19 protein-coding genes are annotated in these 19,192 nt (G+C 67.7%); 8 read left to right on the plus strand and 11 right to left on the minus strand.

The features are described 5' to 3' along the window. Nucleotides 1-181: 181 nt before the first annotated feature. Entirely contained in the window at nucleotides 182-1,549 is a 1,368-nt protein-coding gene (locus tag VVS03_RS08660; protein ID WP_368520310.1) for a YeeE/YedE thiosulfate transporter family protein, read from the minus strand. Nucleotides 1,550-1,799: 250 nt separating this feature from the next. On the opposite strand from VVS03_RS08660, the gene VVS03_RS08665 reads away from it, so the two are divergent. Together VVS03_RS08665 and VVS03_RS08670 are read left to right on the plus strand one after the other, a co-directional pair. Then, nucleotides 1,800-3,668 carry a BCCT family transporter gene (locus tag VVS03_RS08665; RefSeq protein WP_368520424.1) on the plus strand — a complete coding sequence of 623 codons (1,869 nt, stop codon included), beginning with the start codon at nucleotides 1,800-1,802 and terminating at the stop codon, nucleotides 3,666-3,668. A 69-nt stretch (nucleotides 3,669-3,737) separates the two neighbouring features. Then, the gene (locus VVS03_RS08670; RefSeq protein ID WP_368520311.1) at nucleotides 3,738-4,169 is read left to right on the plus strand and encodes a hypothetical protein; all 432 of its coding nucleotides are present in this window, start codon (nucleotides 3,738-3,740) and stop codon (nucleotides 4,167-4,169) included. On the opposite strand, the gene VVS03_RS08675 is transcribed toward VVS03_RS08670, so the two are convergent. The 3 genes from VVS03_RS08675 to VVS03_RS08685 are packed head-to-tail and all read right to left on the minus strand — an operon-like array spanning nucleotide 4,132 to nucleotide 6,970. Beyond that, nucleotides 4,132-5,187, minus strand: coding sequence for an LD-carboxypeptidase (locus VVS03_RS08675; protein WP_368534330.1), 1,056 nt, complete (start codon nucleotides 5,185-5,187; stop codon nucleotides 4,132-4,134). The two genes, VVS03_RS08670 and VVS03_RS08675, sit on opposite strands and share 38 nt — an antisense overlap. Before the next feature lie 20 nt (nucleotides 5,188-5,207). Next, the gene (locus VVS03_RS08680) at nucleotides 5,208-5,840 is read right to left on the minus strand and encodes a response regulator (RefSeq protein ID WP_368520313.1); all 633 of its coding nucleotides are present in this window, start codon (nucleotides 5,838-5,840) and stop codon (nucleotides 5,208-5,210) included. Further along, nucleotides 5,837-6,970: a sensor histidine kinase gene (locus tag VVS03_RS08685; protein WP_368534331.1), complete on the minus strand. Its 1,134-nt coding sequence runs from the start codon at nucleotides 6,968-6,970 to the stop codon at nucleotides 5,837-5,839. The genes VVS03_RS08680 and VVS03_RS08685 overlap by 4 nt, the downstream gene beginning before the upstream one ends. Nucleotides 6,971-7,055: 85 nt before the next feature. Here VVS03_RS08685 and VVS03_RS08690 point away from each other — a divergent pair, with 85 nt between their 5' ends. Next, entirely contained in the window at nucleotides 7,056-8,027 is a 972-nt protein-coding gene (locus tag VVS03_RS08690) for a type II CAAX prenyl endopeptidase Rce1 family protein (protein WP_368520315.1), read from the plus strand. Here VVS03_RS08690 and VVS03_RS08695 read toward each other — a convergent pair. Further along, on the minus strand, nucleotides 7,909-9,318 hold the full coding sequence (locus VVS03_RS08695) for a M20 family metallopeptidase (protein ID WP_368534332.1): 1,410 nt from the start codon (nucleotides 9,316-9,318) through the stop codon (nucleotides 7,909-7,911). The two genes, VVS03_RS08690 and VVS03_RS08695, sit on opposite strands and share 119 nt — an antisense overlap. Nucleotides 9,319-9,418: 100 nt before the next feature. Further along, nucleotides 9,419-9,664, minus strand: a complete 246-nt coding sequence (locus tag VVS03_RS08700) for a hypothetical protein (protein WP_368534333.1) — start codon at nucleotides 9,662-9,664, stop codon at nucleotides 9,419-9,421. A gap of 106 nt (nucleotides 9,665-9,770) precedes the next feature. Between VVS03_RS08700 and VVS03_RS08705 the strand changes: the two genes are divergently transcribed. Next, a complete protein-coding gene (locus VVS03_RS08705) occupies nucleotides 9,771-10,085 on the plus strand; it encodes a hypothetical protein (protein WP_368534334.1) in 315 nt (104 codons plus the stop codon). On the opposite strand, the gene lepA is transcribed toward VVS03_RS08705, so the two are convergent. Then, nucleotides 10,082-11,929, minus strand: coding sequence for a translation elongation factor 4 (lepA, locus tag VVS03_RS08710; RefSeq protein WP_368520318.1), 1,848 nt, complete (start codon nucleotides 11,927-11,929; stop codon nucleotides 10,082-10,084). The genes VVS03_RS08705 and lepA overlap by 4 nt on opposite strands. A gap of 86 nt (nucleotides 11,930-12,015) precedes the next feature. Here lepA and VVS03_RS08715 point away from each other — a divergent pair, with 86 nt between their 5' ends. The 4 genes from VVS03_RS08715 to VVS03_RS08730 all read left to right on the plus strand — a co-directional run bounded on the left by VVS03_RS08715 (nucleotide 12,016) and on the right by VVS03_RS08730 (nucleotide 15,536). Beyond that, the gene (locus VVS03_RS08715; protein WP_368534673.1) at nucleotides 12,016-12,579 is read left to right on the plus strand and encodes a type II toxin-antitoxin system PemK/MazF family toxin; all 564 of its coding nucleotides are present in this window, start codon (nucleotides 12,016-12,018) and stop codon (nucleotides 12,577-12,579) included. A gap of 208 nt (nucleotides 12,580-12,787) precedes the next feature. After that, complete coding sequence (gene rpsT / locus VVS03_RS08720; RefSeq protein ID WP_070769038.1) at nucleotides 12,788-13,051, plus strand: 30S ribosomal protein S20; 264 nt, start codon at nucleotides 12,788-12,790, stop codon at nucleotides 13,049-13,051. A 164-nt stretch (nucleotides 13,052-13,215) separates the two neighbouring features. Next, nucleotides 13,216-14,070, plus strand: a complete 855-nt coding sequence (locus VVS03_RS08725) for a DNA adenine methylase (protein ID WP_368534336.1) — start codon at nucleotides 13,216-13,218, stop codon at nucleotides 14,068-14,070. Beyond that, nucleotides 14,067-15,536, plus strand: a complete 1,470-nt coding sequence (locus VVS03_RS08730) for a type II restriction enzyme (RefSeq protein ID WP_368534337.1) — start codon at nucleotides 14,067-14,069, stop codon at nucleotides 15,534-15,536. Before VVS03_RS08725 ends, VVS03_RS08730 begins: the two co-directional genes overlap by 4 nt. On the opposite strand, the gene VVS03_RS08735 is transcribed toward VVS03_RS08730, so the two are convergent. Genes VVS03_RS08735 through VVS03_RS08750 form a run of 4 tightly spaced genes read right to left on the minus strand, consistent with a single transcriptional unit; the run spans nucleotide 15,432 to nucleotide 19,188 of the window. After that, nucleotides 15,432-16,082, minus strand: a complete 651-nt coding sequence (locus VVS03_RS08735; protein ID WP_368534674.1) for a LysE family translocator — start codon at nucleotides 16,080-16,082, stop codon at nucleotides 15,432-15,434. The two genes, VVS03_RS08730 and VVS03_RS08735, sit on opposite strands and share 105 nt — an antisense overlap. Then, nucleotides 16,079-16,459, minus strand: coding sequence for an ankyrin repeat domain-containing protein (locus VVS03_RS08740; protein WP_368520323.1), 381 nt, complete (start codon nucleotides 16,457-16,459; stop codon nucleotides 16,079-16,081). The genes VVS03_RS08735 and VVS03_RS08740 overlap by 4 nt, the downstream gene beginning before the upstream one ends. Nucleotides 16,460-16,511: 52 nt before the next feature. Beyond that, entirely contained in the window at nucleotides 16,512-17,489 is a 978-nt protein-coding gene (gene holA, locus VVS03_RS08745; RefSeq protein ID WP_368520324.1) for a DNA polymerase III subunit delta, read from the minus strand. Nucleotide 17,490: 1 nt separating this feature from the next. Then, on the minus strand, nucleotides 17,491-19,188 hold the full coding sequence (locus VVS03_RS08750) for a ComEC/Rec2 family competence protein (RefSeq protein ID WP_368534338.1): 1,698 nt from the start codon (nucleotides 19,186-19,188) through the stop codon (nucleotides 17,491-17,493). Between the last annotated feature and the right edge of the window lie 4 nt (nucleotides 19,189-19,192).

Consider the following 19,192-nt stretch of genomic DNA (forward strand, 5'->3'; position numbering starts at 1 on the left):
CGCGGCTGCAACAACAGTGAGGCGTCCAGGAGATGCTCCTGGGCCACCGGGGCGAAAAGCTCTTCCAGTTCGGCCACGACGGAATCTGGGAACTGCATGGTGGGATACCTCGCTGAGACAAAGTTAAAGGGGCATCACAAACGCCTGCGATGCCCCTTCATCCTAACTCACACCCGTGTGATTAGCCTCCTTTCACGACGGTAACCTGCCAGCCGGCATCGCTGGCGCGGTGGAAGTCGGTGATGCGGTGGCCGGCATCGTTTGCCCAGGCGGGGATGGAGTCGGTGGCCTGGGTGCAGTCGAAGTCGATGACCAAAGCCTCGCCGTTTTCCAGCTCGTCCATGACCTGCTTGGCCTCGATCAGCGGGAAGGGGCAGACCGCGCCCAGAGTGTCGAGCGCGTAGCGGCCCCCGCCGAGCGGGCGGGCCTTCTGGGTTGACGTGGCTGCCTGCGGCTTGAGGGTTACGGCGCCGGTGGCGACTGGGAAGGGCTGGTTGACCGTGGGGGCATCGTTAAGCACGGCGTCTTCGGCCGAGGCCGGGGTTTCGGCAACGCGGTGGGGCTTGAGCCACAGCTTGGCGCCGACGGCCACGCCCAGGCCCATGAACAGCAGGGCGACCCAGCCCTTGAAGCTGAACAGGGAGGTCTCCACCATGCCGTTACCGACGGTGCAGCCGCCGGCCAGGGACGCGCCCACGCCCATCATGACGCCGCCGGCCACGGCGCGGTAGGCGGTCTGGGCGTCCGGGACGCGCACGCGGAACTCGCCGGTCGCCTTGGCGGCGATGAAGGCGCCGATGAACAGGCCGACGACCAGCAGCGTGCCCCAGTTGAGGTACTGCCCGTCGCCGGTGGTGGTGTAGCGCATGACATCGGCGGTCGGGGTGGTAATGCCCAGGCCGTTGTTGCGCCCGGTCGCGGCCGACAGCGGGAAGGCCACGGTGGCGATAAGGCCTACCAGGATGGCCGCGGTGTTCAGCGACAGCGGGCGGGCCCACCAGGGCTGGCCCAGGTCCAAGGTCGGGCGGCCGGCGTCCTTGCGGCGGTAGTGGCTCCACAGCATGAACGTCACGGTCCAGACCACGGCCACCAGCAGCCAGGGCGTAATCCCCAGCGCACCGTGGATGGTGGTCAGGGGCATCTCCCACTGCTTGAACCAGCCGTCGACCTCGGCCAGCGGGCCGGACTTCATCGCCGCGGCGGACAGGCCGTAGAGCAGTAGCGCGATCCAGGAGCCGACCAGGCCCTCGGCGGAGCGGTACCACGTGCCAGAGGCGCAGCCGCCGGACAGGATGATGCCCAGGCCGAAGATGAAGCCGCCCACGATGATGGCCACCGGGGTGAAGTTGGCGACCTCGGGCTGGATAACGCCCAGGCTGGTCAGCAGGGTCAGCCCGAAGGCGTGCACGGAGATGAGGAACATCAGCGCGGTAAACCCGCGCCAGGTCTTGTTCAGATAGATATCGCGCAGCATGCCGGTCACGCAGAAGCGCCCGCGCTGCAGTACGGCGCCGAAGACGCCGCCCACGAGAAGTCCGGAAATCAACATGGCGCCCACCCTATTCCTCCACAGACGAGCTTGTCTAGTATGCCTAGACTAGGCGGTCGACTCGGCGTGCCTGAGTTGTGACTTATGCCAATTTCCTGAATGATTGACCTTCGTGTCGAAATCCGAACCTGAATCCGCGTCCTCCTCGTCCACCCCGTCTACCTCTTCCGCTGCCTCCCGCGAGCCCCAGCCGCGCAACGCCGGGCCGACCGGCAGCACCGGCCCCGCGGTGGGCCTCTACCCCCACAACATGCACCCGGGCCTGGTCCCGGGCATCGGGGTCGAAGACCAGCGCAACACCTTTGGCCTGGACAAGATCATCTTCGGCGTGACTGCGGTGCTCGTCGTCGGCTTCATCGCCTGGGGCGTGACGATGCCCGACCAGGTGGCGCAGACGGCATCGGCGGCCTTTGGCTGGGCTATTACCAACGCGGGCTGGCTGCTGAATATCACGATGATCCTGGCCATCGTGGTGATGGCGTACGTGGGCCTGTCGAAGCTGGGCCGCATCAAGCTGGGCACCGACGACGAACAGCCGGAGTTCGGTTTCTTCTCCTGGGTGGCGATGATGTTCGGCGCGGGTATCGGCGTCGGGCTGTTCTTTTATGGCCCCTCCGAGCCGCTGAGCTACTACCTGACCCCGCCGCCGCACACCGTGGACGAAGGCGGCACGGTCGAGGCCCTCCACCAGGCCGTCGCGCAGTCCCACTTCCACTGGGGCATTTCCCCGTGGGCGATGTACTCGCTGGTCGGCGCGGCGATCGCCTATTCGTCTTACCGCCGCGGGCGCGTGCCGCTGATTTCCTCCATCTTCAAGCCGCTGTTCGGCTCCAAGGACACCGACGGCCCGCTGGGCAAGGTCATCGACATTATGGCGCTCATCGCCACGCTGTTCGGCACCGCCGCGACCCTGGGTGTGTCCGCCGTGCAGATCGGCCAGGGTGTGGAGATCATCTCCGGCGCCGGGCCGCTGCCCAACCGCATCTTGCTTGTCATCATCGCCGTGCTCGGCGTGGGCTTTGTCATCTCGGCGGTCTCCGGGGTCTCCCGCGGCATCCGCTACCTGTCCAACCTGAACATCACGCTGACGCTGGCGCTGGTGGCCTTCGTCTTTATCACCGGCCCCACCCTGCTGCTGCTCAACCTGCTGCCGTCCGGCATGGTCACCTACCTGGACGAGCTGCTGCCGATGATGTCTAAGTCGCTGTCCTGGGGCGATGAGACGGTCGAGTTCCAGTCCTACTGGACCGCCTTCTACTGGGCCTGGTGGATCGCCTGGGCACCGTTCGTCGGCATGTTCGTCGCGCGCATCTCGCGCGGTCGCACCCTGCGCCAGTACGCGGCGGTGACCATCCTGGCACCCACCATCATCCTCATCCTGGCCTTTACCATCTTCGGCGGGACGTCTATCACCTTCCACGACGCCGGCATCCCGGGCTTCGACGCCGACGCCTCCGGCGAGGCCGTCCTGTTCAACATGTTCAGCAACCTGCCGCTGGGCACCATCACCCCGTTCATCCTGCTGGGCGTGCTGGCCATCTTCTTCGTCACCTCGGCGGACTCGGCCTCGGTCATCATGGGCACCATGGCCTCGAAGGGCAACCCCTCCCCGAACAAGGCCCTGGTGGTCTTCTGGGGCCTATGCATGATGGGCATCGCCGTTGTCATGCTGCTCACCGGCGGCGAGGAGGTCCTGTCCGGCCTGCAGAACCTGACCATCCTGTCCGCACTTCCCTTCTGCGTGGTGCTGCTGGTGATGATGGTCGCCTTCATCGTGGATCTGCGCAGCGACCCGATGTTCATCCGCCGCCAGTACGCGCGCACGGCGGTGGAAAACGCGGTGATCCGTGGCATCGAGGAGCACGGCGACGACTTTGAGTTCTCCGTCGAGGAAGCCTCCGACGGGCGCGGCGCCGGCTCCGACTTCGACTCCGCGGCCGGCCGCTACACCCGCTGGTACCAGCGCACCGACGAGGCCGGCGACGCCGTCGACTACGACTTTTCCACCAACACTTGGTCCGACGGCTACGACCCGAAGCACGACGCCTCGCACCCGGACTACATCGGCGACCAAGAAGACCACGCCGGCCAGGCCAACGGGAAAGCCCAGAAAGACTAGCGCCGTAGTGGCCAGGCTTACAGCGCTATCCCGCCCGGGCTGGAGCGGGCGCCGCTAGGCTTTCAAGGTATGGGCCTTCCCGCAGACGTCGTCCTCGACGGATTCACACTCATTGACCAGCACCGCGTCGACCACGAGTTCTTGCTGAACGGTTCGCCGTTTTCCATCCAGACCCCGCTGTGGTTCGCCGCCACGATGGTAGGCATCGTCCTGGTGGCCGTCGGCCTTTTGTGCTGGGCCTTCCGCCGCGGCAGCCGCGCCGGCATCGCCACCACCCTGGTGGTAGGGGCGGTGCTGGCCACGGCGAAGCTGTGGTGGCTGGCCATCTCGCTGGTCCAGCAGTTCGACGACGGCCAGGTCTTTGGCTACGCCCTGCGCTACTACCCCACCTACTGGGGCGCGGCCGGGTGGGCGTCGGTGGTGATAGCGGCCATCGGCCTCGTCGCCGCGCTTATCGTCCTCATCATTGGCCCGCGGGGCCGTCGCCGTAGAAGGCCGTAACCTCCCGGCGGCGGGCATCGATGAGCAGCTCGCCGCCGTAGGGGATGACGTACTGAGGGCGCTGGTGCCCGATGGGCAGCCCTAGCACCCGGGTTAGATCCGGGTTATAGGCGCCGACCTGCTCGGACATCTCGGCCAGCAACGCGTGTGCTTTCGCCGGATCGGGACTCACCTGCCCGCCGGGGCCGGTCACGGAGTGCGGGGGCAAGGCCAGGGCGAGGGCCGCGACCGCGTCGAAATACCCCGCCTCGCCTAGGGCACGCACGAGCTTGCACACGTTGCCATCTCCGAGCGGCTCGTCGGAAAGCTCGAGGAACATAACGGCCCCCGCAAGCTCGGACGGCTCCGGAAGCTGCCCCATCGCGGCCAGCTGCACCAACGTCTGGAGGCATCCTCCCCACGTGCGACCGCGCACTGCCCTGCGGGCCCCTTCCCAGACATAGGGCGGAAACTCCACGCGGTTACCGTAGCTGTCCAACGCCCGCGGATTCTGCCACTCAACGCCGCGGACTTCATATGCCGCGGGCGCAGACAGTTCTATTGCTCCCCGACCAGCCACGGCGGCACCCAACGATGCCACGTGTTCCGGATCCATCCCCGGCCCTGGCCCCACCTGCACCTGGGTGGAGCCGCCGTAGAACGAGCGCTTCCCCAATCGGCAGAGGAAATTGTGAATGGCGGTGTTGTCACTGTAGCCGATGAAGGGAACAGCGCTGCCGGCCAGCGCCTCAGGGTCCAGGTGGCGCAGCAGCCGGATGGAGTCGTTGCCGCCGGCTACGGCCAGCACCGCCGCGCACTCAGGATCCGTCATCGCGTGGTTGATCTCCGCCGCGCGCTGCTCGGGGCTAGCCCCGTCCCAAACGGAGGCGCCCTCCTTGATCGGCAGGCGGAATAGTTCCTTCACGCGGGCCATGGCCTGCCGGTGAACTGCGGGGCCGATGACGGAGACCGCCACCGACGGCGCCACGACCGCAACGTAGCCCTTGCCGTTGATGACTAATGAATGCAGTTCAGTCATGTTGTTCTGCCTTCACTTCTCTATAGTCCCGCATCCAGCACCGTGATGACGATGTGGATGCGGCTGCGCGCCGGCAGCTTGCGCAGGATGTGCTGGACATGGGTTTTGACCGTGGTGATGGAGACGAACTCGGCCGCGGCGATCTCGGCGTTGCTCAGCCCCTTGGCGACTAGGCGGGCGATTTCTAGCTCGCGCTCGGAGAGGTTGGCCAGCTTCGCACGCGCGGCGTCCTGCTTCGGGGTGGCCTTGGGCTCGGCTTCGAGCAGCGATCCCACCACCCCGGGCGAGAGGATCTGATGGCCCTCGTGCGCGGCGCGCACCGCGGAGGTCAGGGCCTTCGGCGGGGTGTTTTTGAGCAGAAATCCCACGGCCCCGGCGCGCAGGGCGGCGGCGATGAACTCGTCGGTGTCGAAGGCGGTGAGCATGATGACCGGCACGGCTGGGTCGATCTTTTCCACCGCGGCGATGCCGTCGAGCACCGGCATGCGGATGTCCATGAGCACCACGTCGGGCTGCAGGTCGGCGACGACCGCCACCCCGTCGCGGCCGTTGCTGGCCTCGCCGACGACCCGGATCTCCGGATCGGATTCCACCACCAGCTGGACGCCGCCGCGCACCAGCTCCTCGTCGTCGACGATGACGACCCTTATCATTGCGCCTCCTTTAGCGGCAGAGTGATGCCCACGCAGAACTCGCGGCCCTGATGGATGTCCAGGCTACCGCCGACCAGCTTGAGCCGCTGGCGCATGCCGTCCAGCCCGCGGCCGGTGCCTGCCCCCTTCGAGCCTGCCAGGAGCGGGTTGCTGACGCGGCAGGTGTAGGTGCCGGCTTTGGGCTCGGTGGCCTCGACCACGGTGACCGGCTGGCCGGGCGCGTGCTTGCGGGCGTTGGTCAGGCATTCCTGCAGCGCGCGGGCCCGGGCCTGGGCAGCCGCGGTGGACAGGCGCGAGGTGGCGCCGTCGCTGGTAAAGGTGATGGCATCGCCGGCCTCCTGAGCGGAGCTTATGATCTCGCGGACGCCGGGGCCAGGGGCCTGCCGCGAGGTGATGGACCGCAGTACCTCCCGCAGGTCGTCGACGGCGTGGGCGGCCTCGGTGCGGATGGTTTCGGCGGAGCGGCGCTGCTGCTCGGGGCTCAAGTCCTCGCGCTCGGCCAGGGCCCCGGCGTAGAGGGAGATCAGGCTGAGCCGGTGCGAGAGGCTGTCGTGCAGGTCGCGGGACAGGCGCTCGCGCTCGACGGTGGCGGCGGCCGCGAACCGGGCGCGCTGGTCCCGCTTGCTGGCCGCGCGCCCCATGCCAACGAGCAGCATGGGCACCATGACCACCGCGAGCGCGGCCAGGAAATACCAGTCGTCCAGGGGCGGGGCGCCGCTCGGGTTAAACGCCCAATCCACCAGCACACCCCCGACCATCGCGAGGACCCCGACCACGGACCACCGCGTGGAACCGCGCCCGACCAGGGAGATAAACGCCACCGCGGAGGAGACGCAGCCGAAATAGGAGAAGCCGGCCAAGGCCACCAGCGCGCTGCAGACCAGCGCTGATCGGGGGCCGGGGTGGGCGGAATCTTCTCCCGGCTCGTGGCGCAGGCCGATAAACAGCAGCGGCCAGCCCGCCACGCCAAAAAGCGCCATGATAGCCACGTAGGCGTCGAACTCCGGCGTGTCGGCGGCGGGCGAATCCTCCAGGTCAATGCCCACCAGCACCAGGCCCACCACCAGGTCGCACAGGGCGCACAGCACAACGATGCCTATCCGGCGCACGGTCTCCGGTCCCACAGTCATGGGCTCAGTATAGGCCGCGTCCCCGGCCGCGAAATCCTCCCCGGGGAGGAGACTCCGCGGCCCGAAACCTGACACCGTAGAAGGTATGGACGAATTAACGCAGAGTTCTTTTCACCGTGTGCTGCCGGGCAGCTGGTGGCGCCCGCTGCTAGAAGCCGCAGTCTTCATCGCTATCGCGGTGGTCTTTTTCTTTGGCTTCGCCCTGGTCGCCGGGCTCAGCCTGGGCGGCGAGGCTATCGACGCTATCGATGACATGTCCCGGCCCGGCCCCTTCGCCGTCAGCCTGGGGCTTATCATCGCCCTCGGTGCCGCCGCCTGGGTGGCGGCGAGCATCTGCCGCCGCGGTCGGAACGTGCCCGCTGCCCGGCGCGGGGCCCGCGGGCTGTGGTCGGTTGCCGGCCGCGTGCGCTGGGGGCTGGCAGGTCGGGCCGTGCTGCCGGCCGTGGTCGCCTGGGCGGTGGCCTACCTCCCAATCACGGTCATCGAGGGCCATTCCCCGCGGTGGGATTCCACCGCGGCCGTACTCCTGGCCCTCACGGTGACGCTGGTTCCGCTGCAGGCGCTCAGCGAAGAACTCATCTTCCGCGCACTCCTCCCCCAGTGGCTGGGGCGCTGGATCCGCTCGCCGTGGCTGGCCTACCTGCCCGGCTTCGGGCTGTTTATCGCCGGGCATGCCTACGATGCCAAGGGGCTGGCCGCCATCGCAGTCTTCGCCGCGGCCGCGACCGTGTTGACGTGGTCCACCGGCGGCATCGAGGCCGCCGCGGTGGTCCATGCCGTGGGCAACGTCTTGGCCTTTGGCACCGCGGCCGTGGGCATTTCGGACCCCAACGCCGTGGAGGTGAGCTGGGCCTCCGTCGGCGCCGAGGTCGTCTTCTCCGTGGGCGCGACTGCCTGGATTCTCTACCTCGTGCGCCGCCGCCCGCAGCTGGTGGCGGCTAGCCCTGCTGGGCTGCCTGCCGGGCCGCGTGAATGGTCGGCGACGGGAGCAGCTCCTCGGCCACCAGCCGCTCAAAGGCCACCCCGGCAAGTGCGGCGGCCTGATCGCCCAGAATAGAGTCGTCGAAGCGCGCCAGCGGCGAGTGGTTCCACTCGCGCTTGGACTGCGGGGTCTCCGGGTTGGCGGTACCCAGCCACACGAAGGTGCCCGGCACCTGCTGGAGGACGAAGCCGAAGTCCTCGCTGGCCATCATCGGCGAGCGCATCGGTACCACCCGGTCCGAGCCGAACTGGCGCGACCATACGCCCGCGGCGAAGGCGTTCTCACGCGGGTTGGTCTTGGTGGTCGGATAGAGGATCTCAAAGTCGATGTCCACCGCGCAGCGGTGCGCCGCCGCCACGTTCGAGGCCACCTCGGTGATGACTTGGCGGACGCGGTCGATGGCGGCATCGTCCAGCACGCGGACCGTGGCAGAAAAGCCGCACTTGTCCGGGATGGCGTTGATGGCTCCGTCGCCGGCCCACAGGTTGGTTACAGTGATGACCACCGGGTTCATGGCGTCGAAGCGGCGGGTGACGGCGGTCTGCAGGGCTACCTGGATTTCGGCCATGGCGGCGACCGGGTCGATGGCGTCGTGCGGGCGGGAGCCGTGCCCGCCCTTGCCGTGGACGGTCAGCCGCAGGTTGGACGAGGAGGCCATCAGCGGGCCGGGCACGTGGTAGAAGTTGCCGTAGTCCTGCGGGCCGACGTGGATGCCGTAGGCGGCCACTGGGCGGCGGCCGGCGGCATCCAGCACGCCCTCCTCGATCATGGGGCGGGCCCCGCCCGGGCCCTCCTCGCCGGGCTGGAACATGAAGATGACGTCGCCGGGGATCTCCTCGCGGTGCTGGCTCAGCAGCTTGGCCGCGCCGACCAGTGCGGCAGTGTGCAGGTCGTGGCCGCAGGCGTGCATGTACCCGTTGGTGGCCGCGAACGGCGAGCCGGTGCGCTCGGCGACCTCGAGGGCGTCCATGTCCGCGCGCAGTAGGACGGAGACCGGGTGCTCGCCGCGCTTGCCGCCGCGCAGGACGGCCACCACGGAGGTCACCGAGACGCCCGTGGTGATTTCCAGCGGCAGGCCGGAGAGCTCCTCGAGCACCTTGGCCTGGGTATAGGGCGCGTGGTTGCCGATCTCCGGGTTCTGGTGCAGGTCACGGCGCAGCACCTGCAGCTGCTCGAGCAGCTGCGCTCCGTCCTCGCGCAGGACCTCGCCGGCGGGGCGCTCGCCCAGGGTCGCCTGCGTGACCGGCAGCGGGGGCAGCTGCTGGCCCTGCCGGGGCACGGACTGTTCCGGGGAGGGCTGCCGGTAGGGGCCGGTGCGGTAGGCGGTTCGCGAGTCCTTTTGGTGCGGGGACTGAGGCACCGTCATCGTGACTTCTCACTCCTTGTTACTGGCGTTTAGCAACCGAGCGTACCAAGTTTTTCTCGCTTACCCTTTTATCTCACTTGTATACACACTAATCTGCCTTTTATGAGACGTATAACACTTTTGCCCTCGCCCCGCTCTTCTTCGTCGCCGCCTGTTCCTCCGGTGAATCCGCCCAAGACACCCCCACCCCCGAGGCCGGCAGCACCGTCACGCAGGAATCCAGCGCGGCGGAGAACTCCGCCCAGTCCTCCACCCAGTCCAGCTCGAAGGCCAAAGAAAAAAGCTCCAAAGCCGGCGATGCCGACGCCGAGGCCTCCGCCGACAACACCGCGGCTGCCGACAGCACCCAGGAACCCGCCGCCGAGAACAACCAGGAAGCCGGAGCGGGTGCCGGAGCCGGCGCGAGCAACCGCGCGGTCGACTACGTTGCCTCCGACTACATGGATCTGGTCATGCACAACCCCAACCCCGGTCAGACCGCCACCGTGGCCGGCACCTACTACGAGGTCTGCATCTTAGGCGACGGCTTCGGCATTAACACCGTCCTGGCCGGCGAGAACACCAGCTGCGAATTCGGCAGGGCCGTCTTCGACGCCCAGACCGCCGGCCACAACCCCACCGGCGAGAACGTCCGCGACTTCTACCAGCCGGAAATCTCCGTGGCCAGCCCGGCCACTGGCCAGACCTATAACATGCAGTGCAGCGTGTTGGGAGATAAGTCCATGGAGTGCACCGGCGGGAATAACGCGCGCGTGGCGTTCTACTAGTCGGAGTCGGTCGACAGCGCGGCGACGAAGGCTTCCTGCGGCACGGAGACCGAGCCGATGGACTTCATGCGCTTCTTACCGGCCTTCTGCTTTTCTAGCAGCTTGCGCTTACGCGAGATGTCGCCGCCGTAGCACTTGGCGAGCACGTCCTTGCGCATGGCGCGGATGTTTTCACGGCTGATAATCTTCGAGCCGATGGCCGCCTGCACCGGCACCTCGAACTGCTGGCGCGGGATGAGCTCTTTGAGCTTCTTGGTCATCTTGTTGCCGTAGTGCTGGGCGTGATCGCGGTGCACGATGGCCGAGAAGGCGTCCACGGGATCGCCCTGCAGCAGGATGTCCACCTTGACCAGGTCGGCCAGCTGCTCGCCGGCCTCCTCGTAGTTGAGGGAGGCGTAGCCCTTGGTGCGGGACTTGAGCATGTCGAAGAAGTCGAAGATGATTTCGCCCAGCGGCATGGTGTAGCGCAGCTCGACGCGGTCCTCGGACAGGTAATCCATGCCGCCCATCTGGCCGCGCTTGGACTGACACAGCTCCATGGTGGGGCCGACGAATTCCTCCGGCACGATGACCGTCATCTTCACGATGGGCTCGTAGACCTCGCCGACCTTGCCGCCCGGCCAGTCGGAGGGGTTGTGCACGATCTGTTCTTCCCCGTCCTCCTTGACCACGCGGTAGGTCACCGACGGCGCGGTGGAGATGAGATCCAGGTCGAATTCGCGCTGCAGGCGGTCGCGGGTGATCTCCATGTGGAGCAGGCCCAAGAAACCGCAGCGGAAGCCGAAGCCCAGCGCCACGGAGGTCTCGGGCTCGAAGGTGAGGGAGGCGTCGTTGAGCTGGAGCTTGTCCAGCGCGTCGCGCAGGTCCGGGAAGTCCGCCTGGGAGATGGGGAACAGACCGGAATAGACCATCGGCTTCGGGTCCTCGTAGCCGCGCAGCGGGTTGTCCGCGCCGTTTTTGGCCCAGGTGACGGTGTCGCCCACCTTGGTCTCGCGCACGTCCTTCACGCCGGTAATCAGGTAGCCGACCTCACCGGGGCCCAGCCCCTTGCAGGAGGTGGGCGTGGGCGAGACGATGCCGATGTCCAGGATCTCGTGCTCCACGCCCGTGTTCATCATGAGCACCTTCTGACGCGGCTTCAGGGTCCCGTCCATCATGCGGATATAGGTGACCACGCCGCGGTAGGTGTCGTAGACGGAGTCGAAAATCAGCGCGCGGGCCGGGGCATCCGAGCCGCCCTCCGAAGTCGGGGCCGGCACCAGGTCGACCAGGCGGTCGAGCAGCTCGACGACGCCCTCGCCGGTCTTGCCGGACACGCGCAGGACCTCCTCCGGCTCGCAGCCGATGATGTTGGCCAGCTCGAGGGCATACTTATCCGGATCGGCAGCCGGCAGATCGATCTTGTTGAGCACCGGGATGATTTCCAGGTCGTTTTCCATGGCCAGGTAGAGGTTGGCCAGGGTCTGGGCCTCGATGCCCTGGGCGGCATCGACAAGCAGGATGGCACCCTCACAGGCCTCGAGCGCGCGGGAGACCTCGTAGGAAAAGTCCACGTGGCCCGGGGTGTCGATCATCTGCAGGACCATCTGGGTGCCCGCCAGCTCGCCCGACTGCGGGACCCACGGCAGGCGCACGTTCTGGGCCTTGATGGTGATACCGCGCTCGCGCTCGATGTCCATGTTGTCGAGGTACTGGTCGCGCATGTCGCGCTCCTCTACCACCTTGGACAGCTGGAGAATGCGGTCGGCCAGGGTCGACTTCCCGTGGTCGATATGAGCAATGATGCAAAAGTTCCGGATCTTGGACGGATCCGTGAACGTAGTGGCCGCAAAATTCTCAGACAACGATGTCCCTTAATCTCCTCGAGTAAATAGGTAGTCCGTCCCAGCTTACCCAAGACACGGGCGCTACCGGCAAGTAGGATAGACACATGGTTAACCCCGAGTCTGCTCGCACCTCCTCACCCTCCTGGGGCCGGAAAGTCCTGCACGCGCTGGGCGTGGGCGACAAGGAACCCATCGACAAGGGCCTAAGCCACATCAACCAGAGCCTGGGCCTGCACGGACACCGCACGAGCTGGGAGCCGCGCAAGCCCGCCGACATCCGGGTGGAGGCCACCCAGGACCGCGCGCGGTCCATCTTCTTCGCCCCGGACATGGACGGCCAGGCCGACTCCGGGGAGGTCGTCTGGGTCTGGGCGCCGACCGGCGGGGCGCAGTCCCCGCCCACCGAGCGCGCGGTCCTCGTGGTCGGCCGCACCCGCACCACGGTGCTAGGCCTGCTCATCTCCCCCAACCCGGAGCACGCCGAGGACGATTGCTGGCTGGAGATCGGCTCCGGCGAATGGGACGAGTCCGGCCGCCAGTGCTGGATCCGCCTGGACCGCCTGCTGGAAATCAGCGAGGAGCAAGTCCGCCGCCAAGGCATCCTGTTCCCGCAGCGCCGCTTCGAGCGGATCGCCAACCGCCTGCGCGCCGTCTACCACTGGGCGTAGGCGCTAGAGTGCGTTTTGTCCGGGCAGGCACCCGGCTGCTAAGATAGCCGGGTTACTTGGACTCCGGGCGCGTCGGCCGGGCGGGCAGGACCTTGGGTTCGCCTTGTACGCCGGCGCCGCGGCTGCATCTGTGGCCTGGAGCCATGTCCGGAGAGTGCCCCAAGTTTCGTTGTCAATCAGATCGATTACTTAAGAGGTATTTTCAGCTATGGCTAACATCAAGTCCAAGCAGAAGCGCGTCATCACCAACGAGAAGGCTCGCCGTCGCAACAAGGGCATCCGCTCCGCGGTCCGCACCGAGATCCGCAAGTTCCGCGAGGCTGTCGCCTCCGGTGACAAGGCTGCCGCTGAGAAGCAGCTGCGCGTTGCTTCCCGCTCCCTGGACAAGTCCGTGTCCAAGGGCGTGTTCCACCGCAACACCGCTGCTAACAAGAAGTCCGGCATGGCTAACGCCTTCAACAAGATGGCCTAGGCCCACCCCGGCTTCATAAATACTGGCCGCCGGCCCGCACGGTAAGGAGGATTCCTCCCCGCGGGCTGGCCCCCTTTATTTTTAACCCTCCAGGCGAACACCTGTTCCCCGCAAGGCGGGCCGCGCGGCCGGCGGGTCGGCCGGGGCGCTAAGATATTGCCACGATGAACAACCTGAAGCCTTTGATGAAATGGGTAGGCGGCAAACGCCAGCTCCTACCAGCCATTCGGTCCGCCCTCCCCGCGGCCGGGTTTCAGCGCTATTTCGAGCCCTTCCTGGGCGGCGGCGCGGTACTGCTCGCGCTGGCCCCGGGAAAGGCCACGGTCAACGACTTAAATACCGAGCTCATCAACGTCTACCGGGTCGCCCGCGACCACGTCGACGAGCTCATCGGCCTGCTGGCGGGCTACCCGAACACCCCGGAGTTCTTCTACGAGCTGCGCGCCCTGGACCGCGACCCGGAGGTCTTCGCGGCGCTAAGCGACGTCGAGCGCGCCGCCCGCACGGTCTATCTGAACCGGACCTGCTACAACGGCCTGTACCGGGTCAACTCCGCCGGCCAGTTCAACGCGCCCTTCGGCCGCTACAAGAACCCGACCATCTGCGACGAGCCCACCCTGCGGGCGGTGGGTGCCTACCTGCGCGACAACGACGTCGAGTTGCTCAACGGCGACTACGCGGTGCTGCTGGAGGCGGCCCAGGCCGGCGACTTCGTCTACCTCGATCCGCCCTACGACCCGGTCAACGTCACCAGCTCGTTTACCGGCTACGCCGCCGGCGGCTTCGACCGCAGCCAGCAGGAACGCCTCAAGCAGGCCTGCGACGAGCTGGACGCGCGCGGGGTCAATTTCCTCCTGTCGAACTCCGCCACGGATTTCATCCGGGACCTGTATGCGGACTACCCCACGGAGATTGTGGGCGCCACCCGGGCTATCAACTCCGTGGCTTCCAAGCGCGGGAAGGTCGATGAGGTCCTGGTCCGCAACTACACCGACACTGTGGGAGGAGGCACCGCATGAGCCGGGCTACAGACGCCGAGGCCGCCGAAATAGCCGAGCTGCGCGACCGTTTCGAGATCAGCAAGGACACCAAACTCGGCGTCAACGACATCGGCTGGCTGCGCGTTTTCGCCGCCGAGGAATTCGCCGGGCCCCTGGAGCGCGACGGCTTCGCCTGCATTACCGCCTCCCGCCTGAAGGAGATCAGCCGCCGCGAGCCCCGGCTGATGGCCAAGCACGACTACTCCAGCTCGCGGCCGTGGCCATTCCGGAAACACGGCCTGTCCGTGGTGCCGCTGTCGCGCGATTCCTACCTGGTCGGCAAGTTCGGCCTCTATCAGGCATTCGAGCGCGGGCCGCAGCCGACCCGGCGCCTGCCGGTGCCGGCGGACATCGAGTCCCTGGACTTTTCCCAAATCACCTCCGAGTCGCTGGCCCTGGCTGCGGCGGATCTCAGCGGCATTCTGGAAGACTTCATCGGCAGCAGCCCCCTGCGCTCGACGGTCTCGGGGCGCATGTCCACCCACCAGATCCTGCTGCGGCTGGCAGGCCGGGACTTCACCGTGGACCGCGCGCAGATGGAGATCGACGGCGGCTACGAGTCCGCGGACTGCCTGGTGCTCATCGAGGCGAAAAACCACCTGCCCGAGGACTTCAACATCCGCCAGCTGTATTTCCCCTACCGGCGCTTCCGGCAGGTGGTCTCCAAACCGGTGCTGCCGGTCTACCTGCTTTATTCGAACGGCGTTTTCCACCTGTTCCTCTACGCCTTCGACGACGAGAACGATCCGCGCAGCATCCGGCAGGTGCGCTCGGCGCGTTACTGCCTGGGCAGCACGCAGCTGTCGGCCGACTCGCTCCTCGACGCCATCGAGCGCACCCGCGTGGAACCTGAGCCGGCCGCAGCCCCCTTTCCGCAGGCGGATGCCTTCGCGCGCGTGGTCAACCTGTGCGAGCTGCTCGCCGCCAGCGAGGAGCCGCTGACGAAGGACTATATCCACACCGCCTACGGCTTTACCTCCCGGCAGGCGGACTACTACGGGAACGCGGCGGCCTACCTCGGCTTGGTGAGCATCGACGCGCAGGGCGTGGCCCTGACCGAGCTGGGCGAGCAGGTCATGGCGCTCGATGACCTAGACGCGCGCAACTTCGCCATCGTGGAGCGCCTGGCCGCCCGCGGGGTCTTCCGCACAGCCGCCCGGCGTGCGCTGGGCGGGGAGAAAATAGGCCGCGACGAGGCCGCGGAGATCATGCGCACCGCAGACTTGGGCCTGGGCGAGAGCACCCTCAAGCGGCGCGCGGCCACCGTCGCCGCCTGGACCGAGTGGGTCCGGGACCTGGCCCAGGCCGCCCAGGCCGAGCCCGCGGCCGGGCAGCCGGGCCTATGGGAAGAGGATCTCCCGCAGGCCGTTGACGGCCAACAGGACGCCGGCCACGAGGAAGAAGGCACCGGCGGCGATGTCGATCCAGGGGCCGGCCGCCAGTAGCTTCCGCCGGACCGCGTTGGTGGAAATCACGCAGCTTAGCGCGACGAAGAGAAGGAAGCTGGACAGCGACAGCGACAGCACCAGCGCGACCGATAGCCCCAGCGGCGGGTGCGCCGGCAGCAGCGGGGCGATCATCGCGGCCAAAAACAGCACGATCTTCGGGTTGGACAGGTTGGTCGCCAGTCCCAGGCGGAAGGCCTGGCGCATGCGGCCCAGCCGCTGCACGGCGTCATCCAAGCTCTGCAGCGGGTTGCGGCGCTCGGCCAACCCGGAACGCATGGTCTTCCAGCCCATCCACACCAGGAAGGCACCGCCGATGGCTTGGACGAAGCCTAAAACGGACGGGAAGGTGCTCAGCAGCGCGGCTGCGCCGAAGACGGTCAGCGTGCACCACATCAGCACCCCGACCTGGATGCCCGCGGCCGCGGCAATGGCGTGGCGGCGGGACTTAGTGGCGTACCGGGTCACCAGGATGACGTCCGGGCCGGGGCTGGCGGCCCCGACCAGGTTCATCACGATGATCGCGAGAAACGATGACCAGCTCACGAAAGGCGCTCGACCAGGTCGGTGCGCTCAAACATGCGCGCGGTATCCAGGGCGCTGGGGGTGCCGGCCTGGGGATCGGCGCCGGCGGCCAGGAGGGCGTCGATAACCGCGTCTTCCTTCTTAAAGATGGCGCCGGCCAACGGCGACTGGCCCCGATCATTGAGGAGGTCCACGTTTGCGCCCTCCTCCGCCAGGGCGGCGACCAGCTCAGCGTGGCCGTGGTAGGCGGCGAGCATGACGAAGGATTGCCCCTCGTGGTTGACCAGGTCGATGTTCACGCCCTGGTGGATGTAGTCCAGCAGGGTCTTATCGCCCTGGCGGGCCATGTCGAAGAGGCGGTTAACGAGGTCTTGGAGTTCCGGTCCGGGTGCAGTCATGCCCCTAAGCCTAATCTTTTGCCCCCGGCGGGCCGGCCTTAGGCCCGGGTTTTCATCCGGCTAGCTCCGCGATCCGGCGCACCGCCGACTCCACGGCGAAGTCCGGGTCCTTGCCGGACTGGCCCTTGACGTCGTAGTCGAGCTCGTCGATGAGGATGACGGCCTCCGTGACCGCGCGGCCGGACCAGCGGCGGGCCACCGGCTGGGTCAGCTTGACCACGTACGGGTTCAGGCCGGTCTGCTTAGCCAGGGAATACTGGTCGCCGCGGGCGGAGTACAGCCTGGCGATGGCGCTGACCTTGTTGGCCAGGGCGCTGGCGATGGCCACCGGGCTAGCGCCCAGCTGCAGCGCGCGCCGACAGGTGGCGACCGCGGTGTTGGTCTTGCCCGCGACCGCGGCGTCCGCGATATCCCAGTTGGCTACCTCGGCCACCCCGGAATAGTATTCCTGGACCGCCTGCATGGTGACATTGCCGCCGGTGTCCGCGACCAGCTGGCTAACGGCTGAGGCCAGCTCACGCAAGTCCGAGCCCACGCCCTGGAGCACCGCGTTGACCACGTCCGGGGTCGGCTGCACCTTGTGCCGGGAGAATTCCTTTGTCACCCAGCGGCCCAGCTCGTTCGGGTAGAGGGAAAAGGCGTCGTGGCGCTCCCCCAGCTTCTGGAATGCGGTGATCAGCTCGGGCTGTTTCTTCTTGTTCTTGAGCGTCTTGGCCGTCACGCTGTAGACCGCCACCAGGGTCATCCCGGGGGCGAGCTGCTTCGCGCAGTTGATCAGCAGACCGGTCAGCTCCTTACCGACCTTCTCGGCGTCGGTGACCACGATGAGCCGGTTGTCGCCGAATAGCGACGGGCTGGTGGCCTCGGCCAGTTCGCCTTCGGTGACCTCGCTGGCCCGCAGGGTGGTCGTCTCCGGGGTCTGTCCGGTATCCGCCGCGACCTGCTTGGTGATGGTGCGGCGGGCGCGTTCGGTGAGGAATTCGTCGTCGCCGACGATGAGGTGGACCGGTGAAGCTGGCATGCCCTTCATCTTAGAACCTCCCGTCCACCGCGTGCTGGGTGCCGTCCACATAGACCCGCACGGGACCGTCCCGGGCCGGGTAGAGCACCGGGATATAGTCCGGCGTGCGCGTGGGCCGGTCCGCCGCGGGGCCTTCGCCGGATAAGACCACGATCACCTGCGTGCCGGGCGGGACCGGCTCGATGTCGTCGTCCGTGTCCACCACGTGCGCGCGCAGGTCCGCCAGGTTAACTTCCGGGGCGCTGGTGTGCACGCGCGCCCCGCCCCGGGCCTGGAGCCAGGCGGGCGCGTGCCCCAGCGACCCCGCAATCCCCAGCACCGCGGCCAGGCTCAGCACCAGCGTGACGGTCAGTCGCGGCCGGTGGAAGAGGAAGCCGGCTACGACCCACCCGTAGACCAGCGCGACCGCCACCGGGCCGGTACTCACCACCGCCAGGGGCAAATCCCGCACCGCGTACGCCACGGAATTGATCCACCACGTGCACGGCTCTATCACCTTGAGCAGCACGCCCGCCAACGGCGCCCCGATCCCCGGGATGTTAACCGCGATGGCGGCCGCCAGCCCCACCACCGTCACCGGCGCGGTGGCCGAGGCGACGGCCACGTTCGCCACGATAGAGACCACCGAGACCTCCCCGGCCATCAGCGCCACGATAGGGATGGTCACGATATCGGCCGCCACCGCCACCGCGAAGGCGCGGGTGATAAGGTCCGGCAGGCCGAGCGGGGCCAGCCAGCGATAAAAGACCGGCTGCAGCGCCACGATCCCCGCCGTCGCCGCCACCGAGAGGGCGAAGCCGTAGTTGACCGCCAGCTCCGTGTCCCACCACAGCAGACCGATGATCGCCAGGCACAGGCCGTGGACAGGTTCCATGCGCGACGAGTTGACCACCGCCAACAGCCCGACCAGGCCGGTCACTCCCGCGCGCAGCACGGAAGGCTCCGCGCCCACCAAAGCCACGAAGACGGCCAGCGCCCCGAGCGCGCTCAGCACCTGCCCGCGCGGCGAGGCCCGCGCCCAGCGCGCCACGAGGGCCGCCGCCGCGGTGACCACCACGACGTTGGCCCCGGAGACCGCCGACAGGTGGCTCAGGCCGGTCTCGATATATAGGGCCCGCTCGGCCGCGTCCTGCAACCCCACGTCCCCCAGGACCATCCCGGGCAGCAGGCCTTGGCTGGCCGGGCCTACCGTGTCCAGCACCACGGCCTGGAACTTCTCGGTCACCCCGGCGGCCCAGCCGGCCCAGCCCTGCGGGGCGGCCAGGGCCGCGGCGTCGCCGTTTATCACGACCTCCACCACGCCGGGACGGTTCGATTCACTCACAGTGCCCTCCACGGCCACCCGCGTGCCCGCCGGCGGGTTTTTAAACCCGTCGACCGTGGGAAGGGACTCGCTAAAAACCGGCACCGTTCCCGGCACCCCGTCCACGTCCAGGCGCAGCAGCCACCCACCGCTGTCCAGGGCCACCGGAGCCGATTGCAGCTCGCCTTCCACCCGCCCGGTCGGCGAAAACCTCGCGGCCCGAGCCTGCCGCACCAGCGCCACCGCCAGCGCCACGCCGCCGGTTGCCGCCACGACCAACGCCTGTCCGACGTGCCGGCGCAGCGCGGCGGCCACGACCACTGCTCCCACCACGCCCAGGGCCACCAGCGGCCAGCCCAGGACCACAGCCAGGGTGGCCGCCCAGACGCTGGCGGCCGCGGGCACTAAG

The organism is Corynebacterium sp. LK2537, assembly GCF_040946485.1.
Taxonomy (GTDB): Bacteria; Actinomycetota; Actinomycetes; order Mycobacteriales; family Mycobacteriaceae; genus Corynebacterium.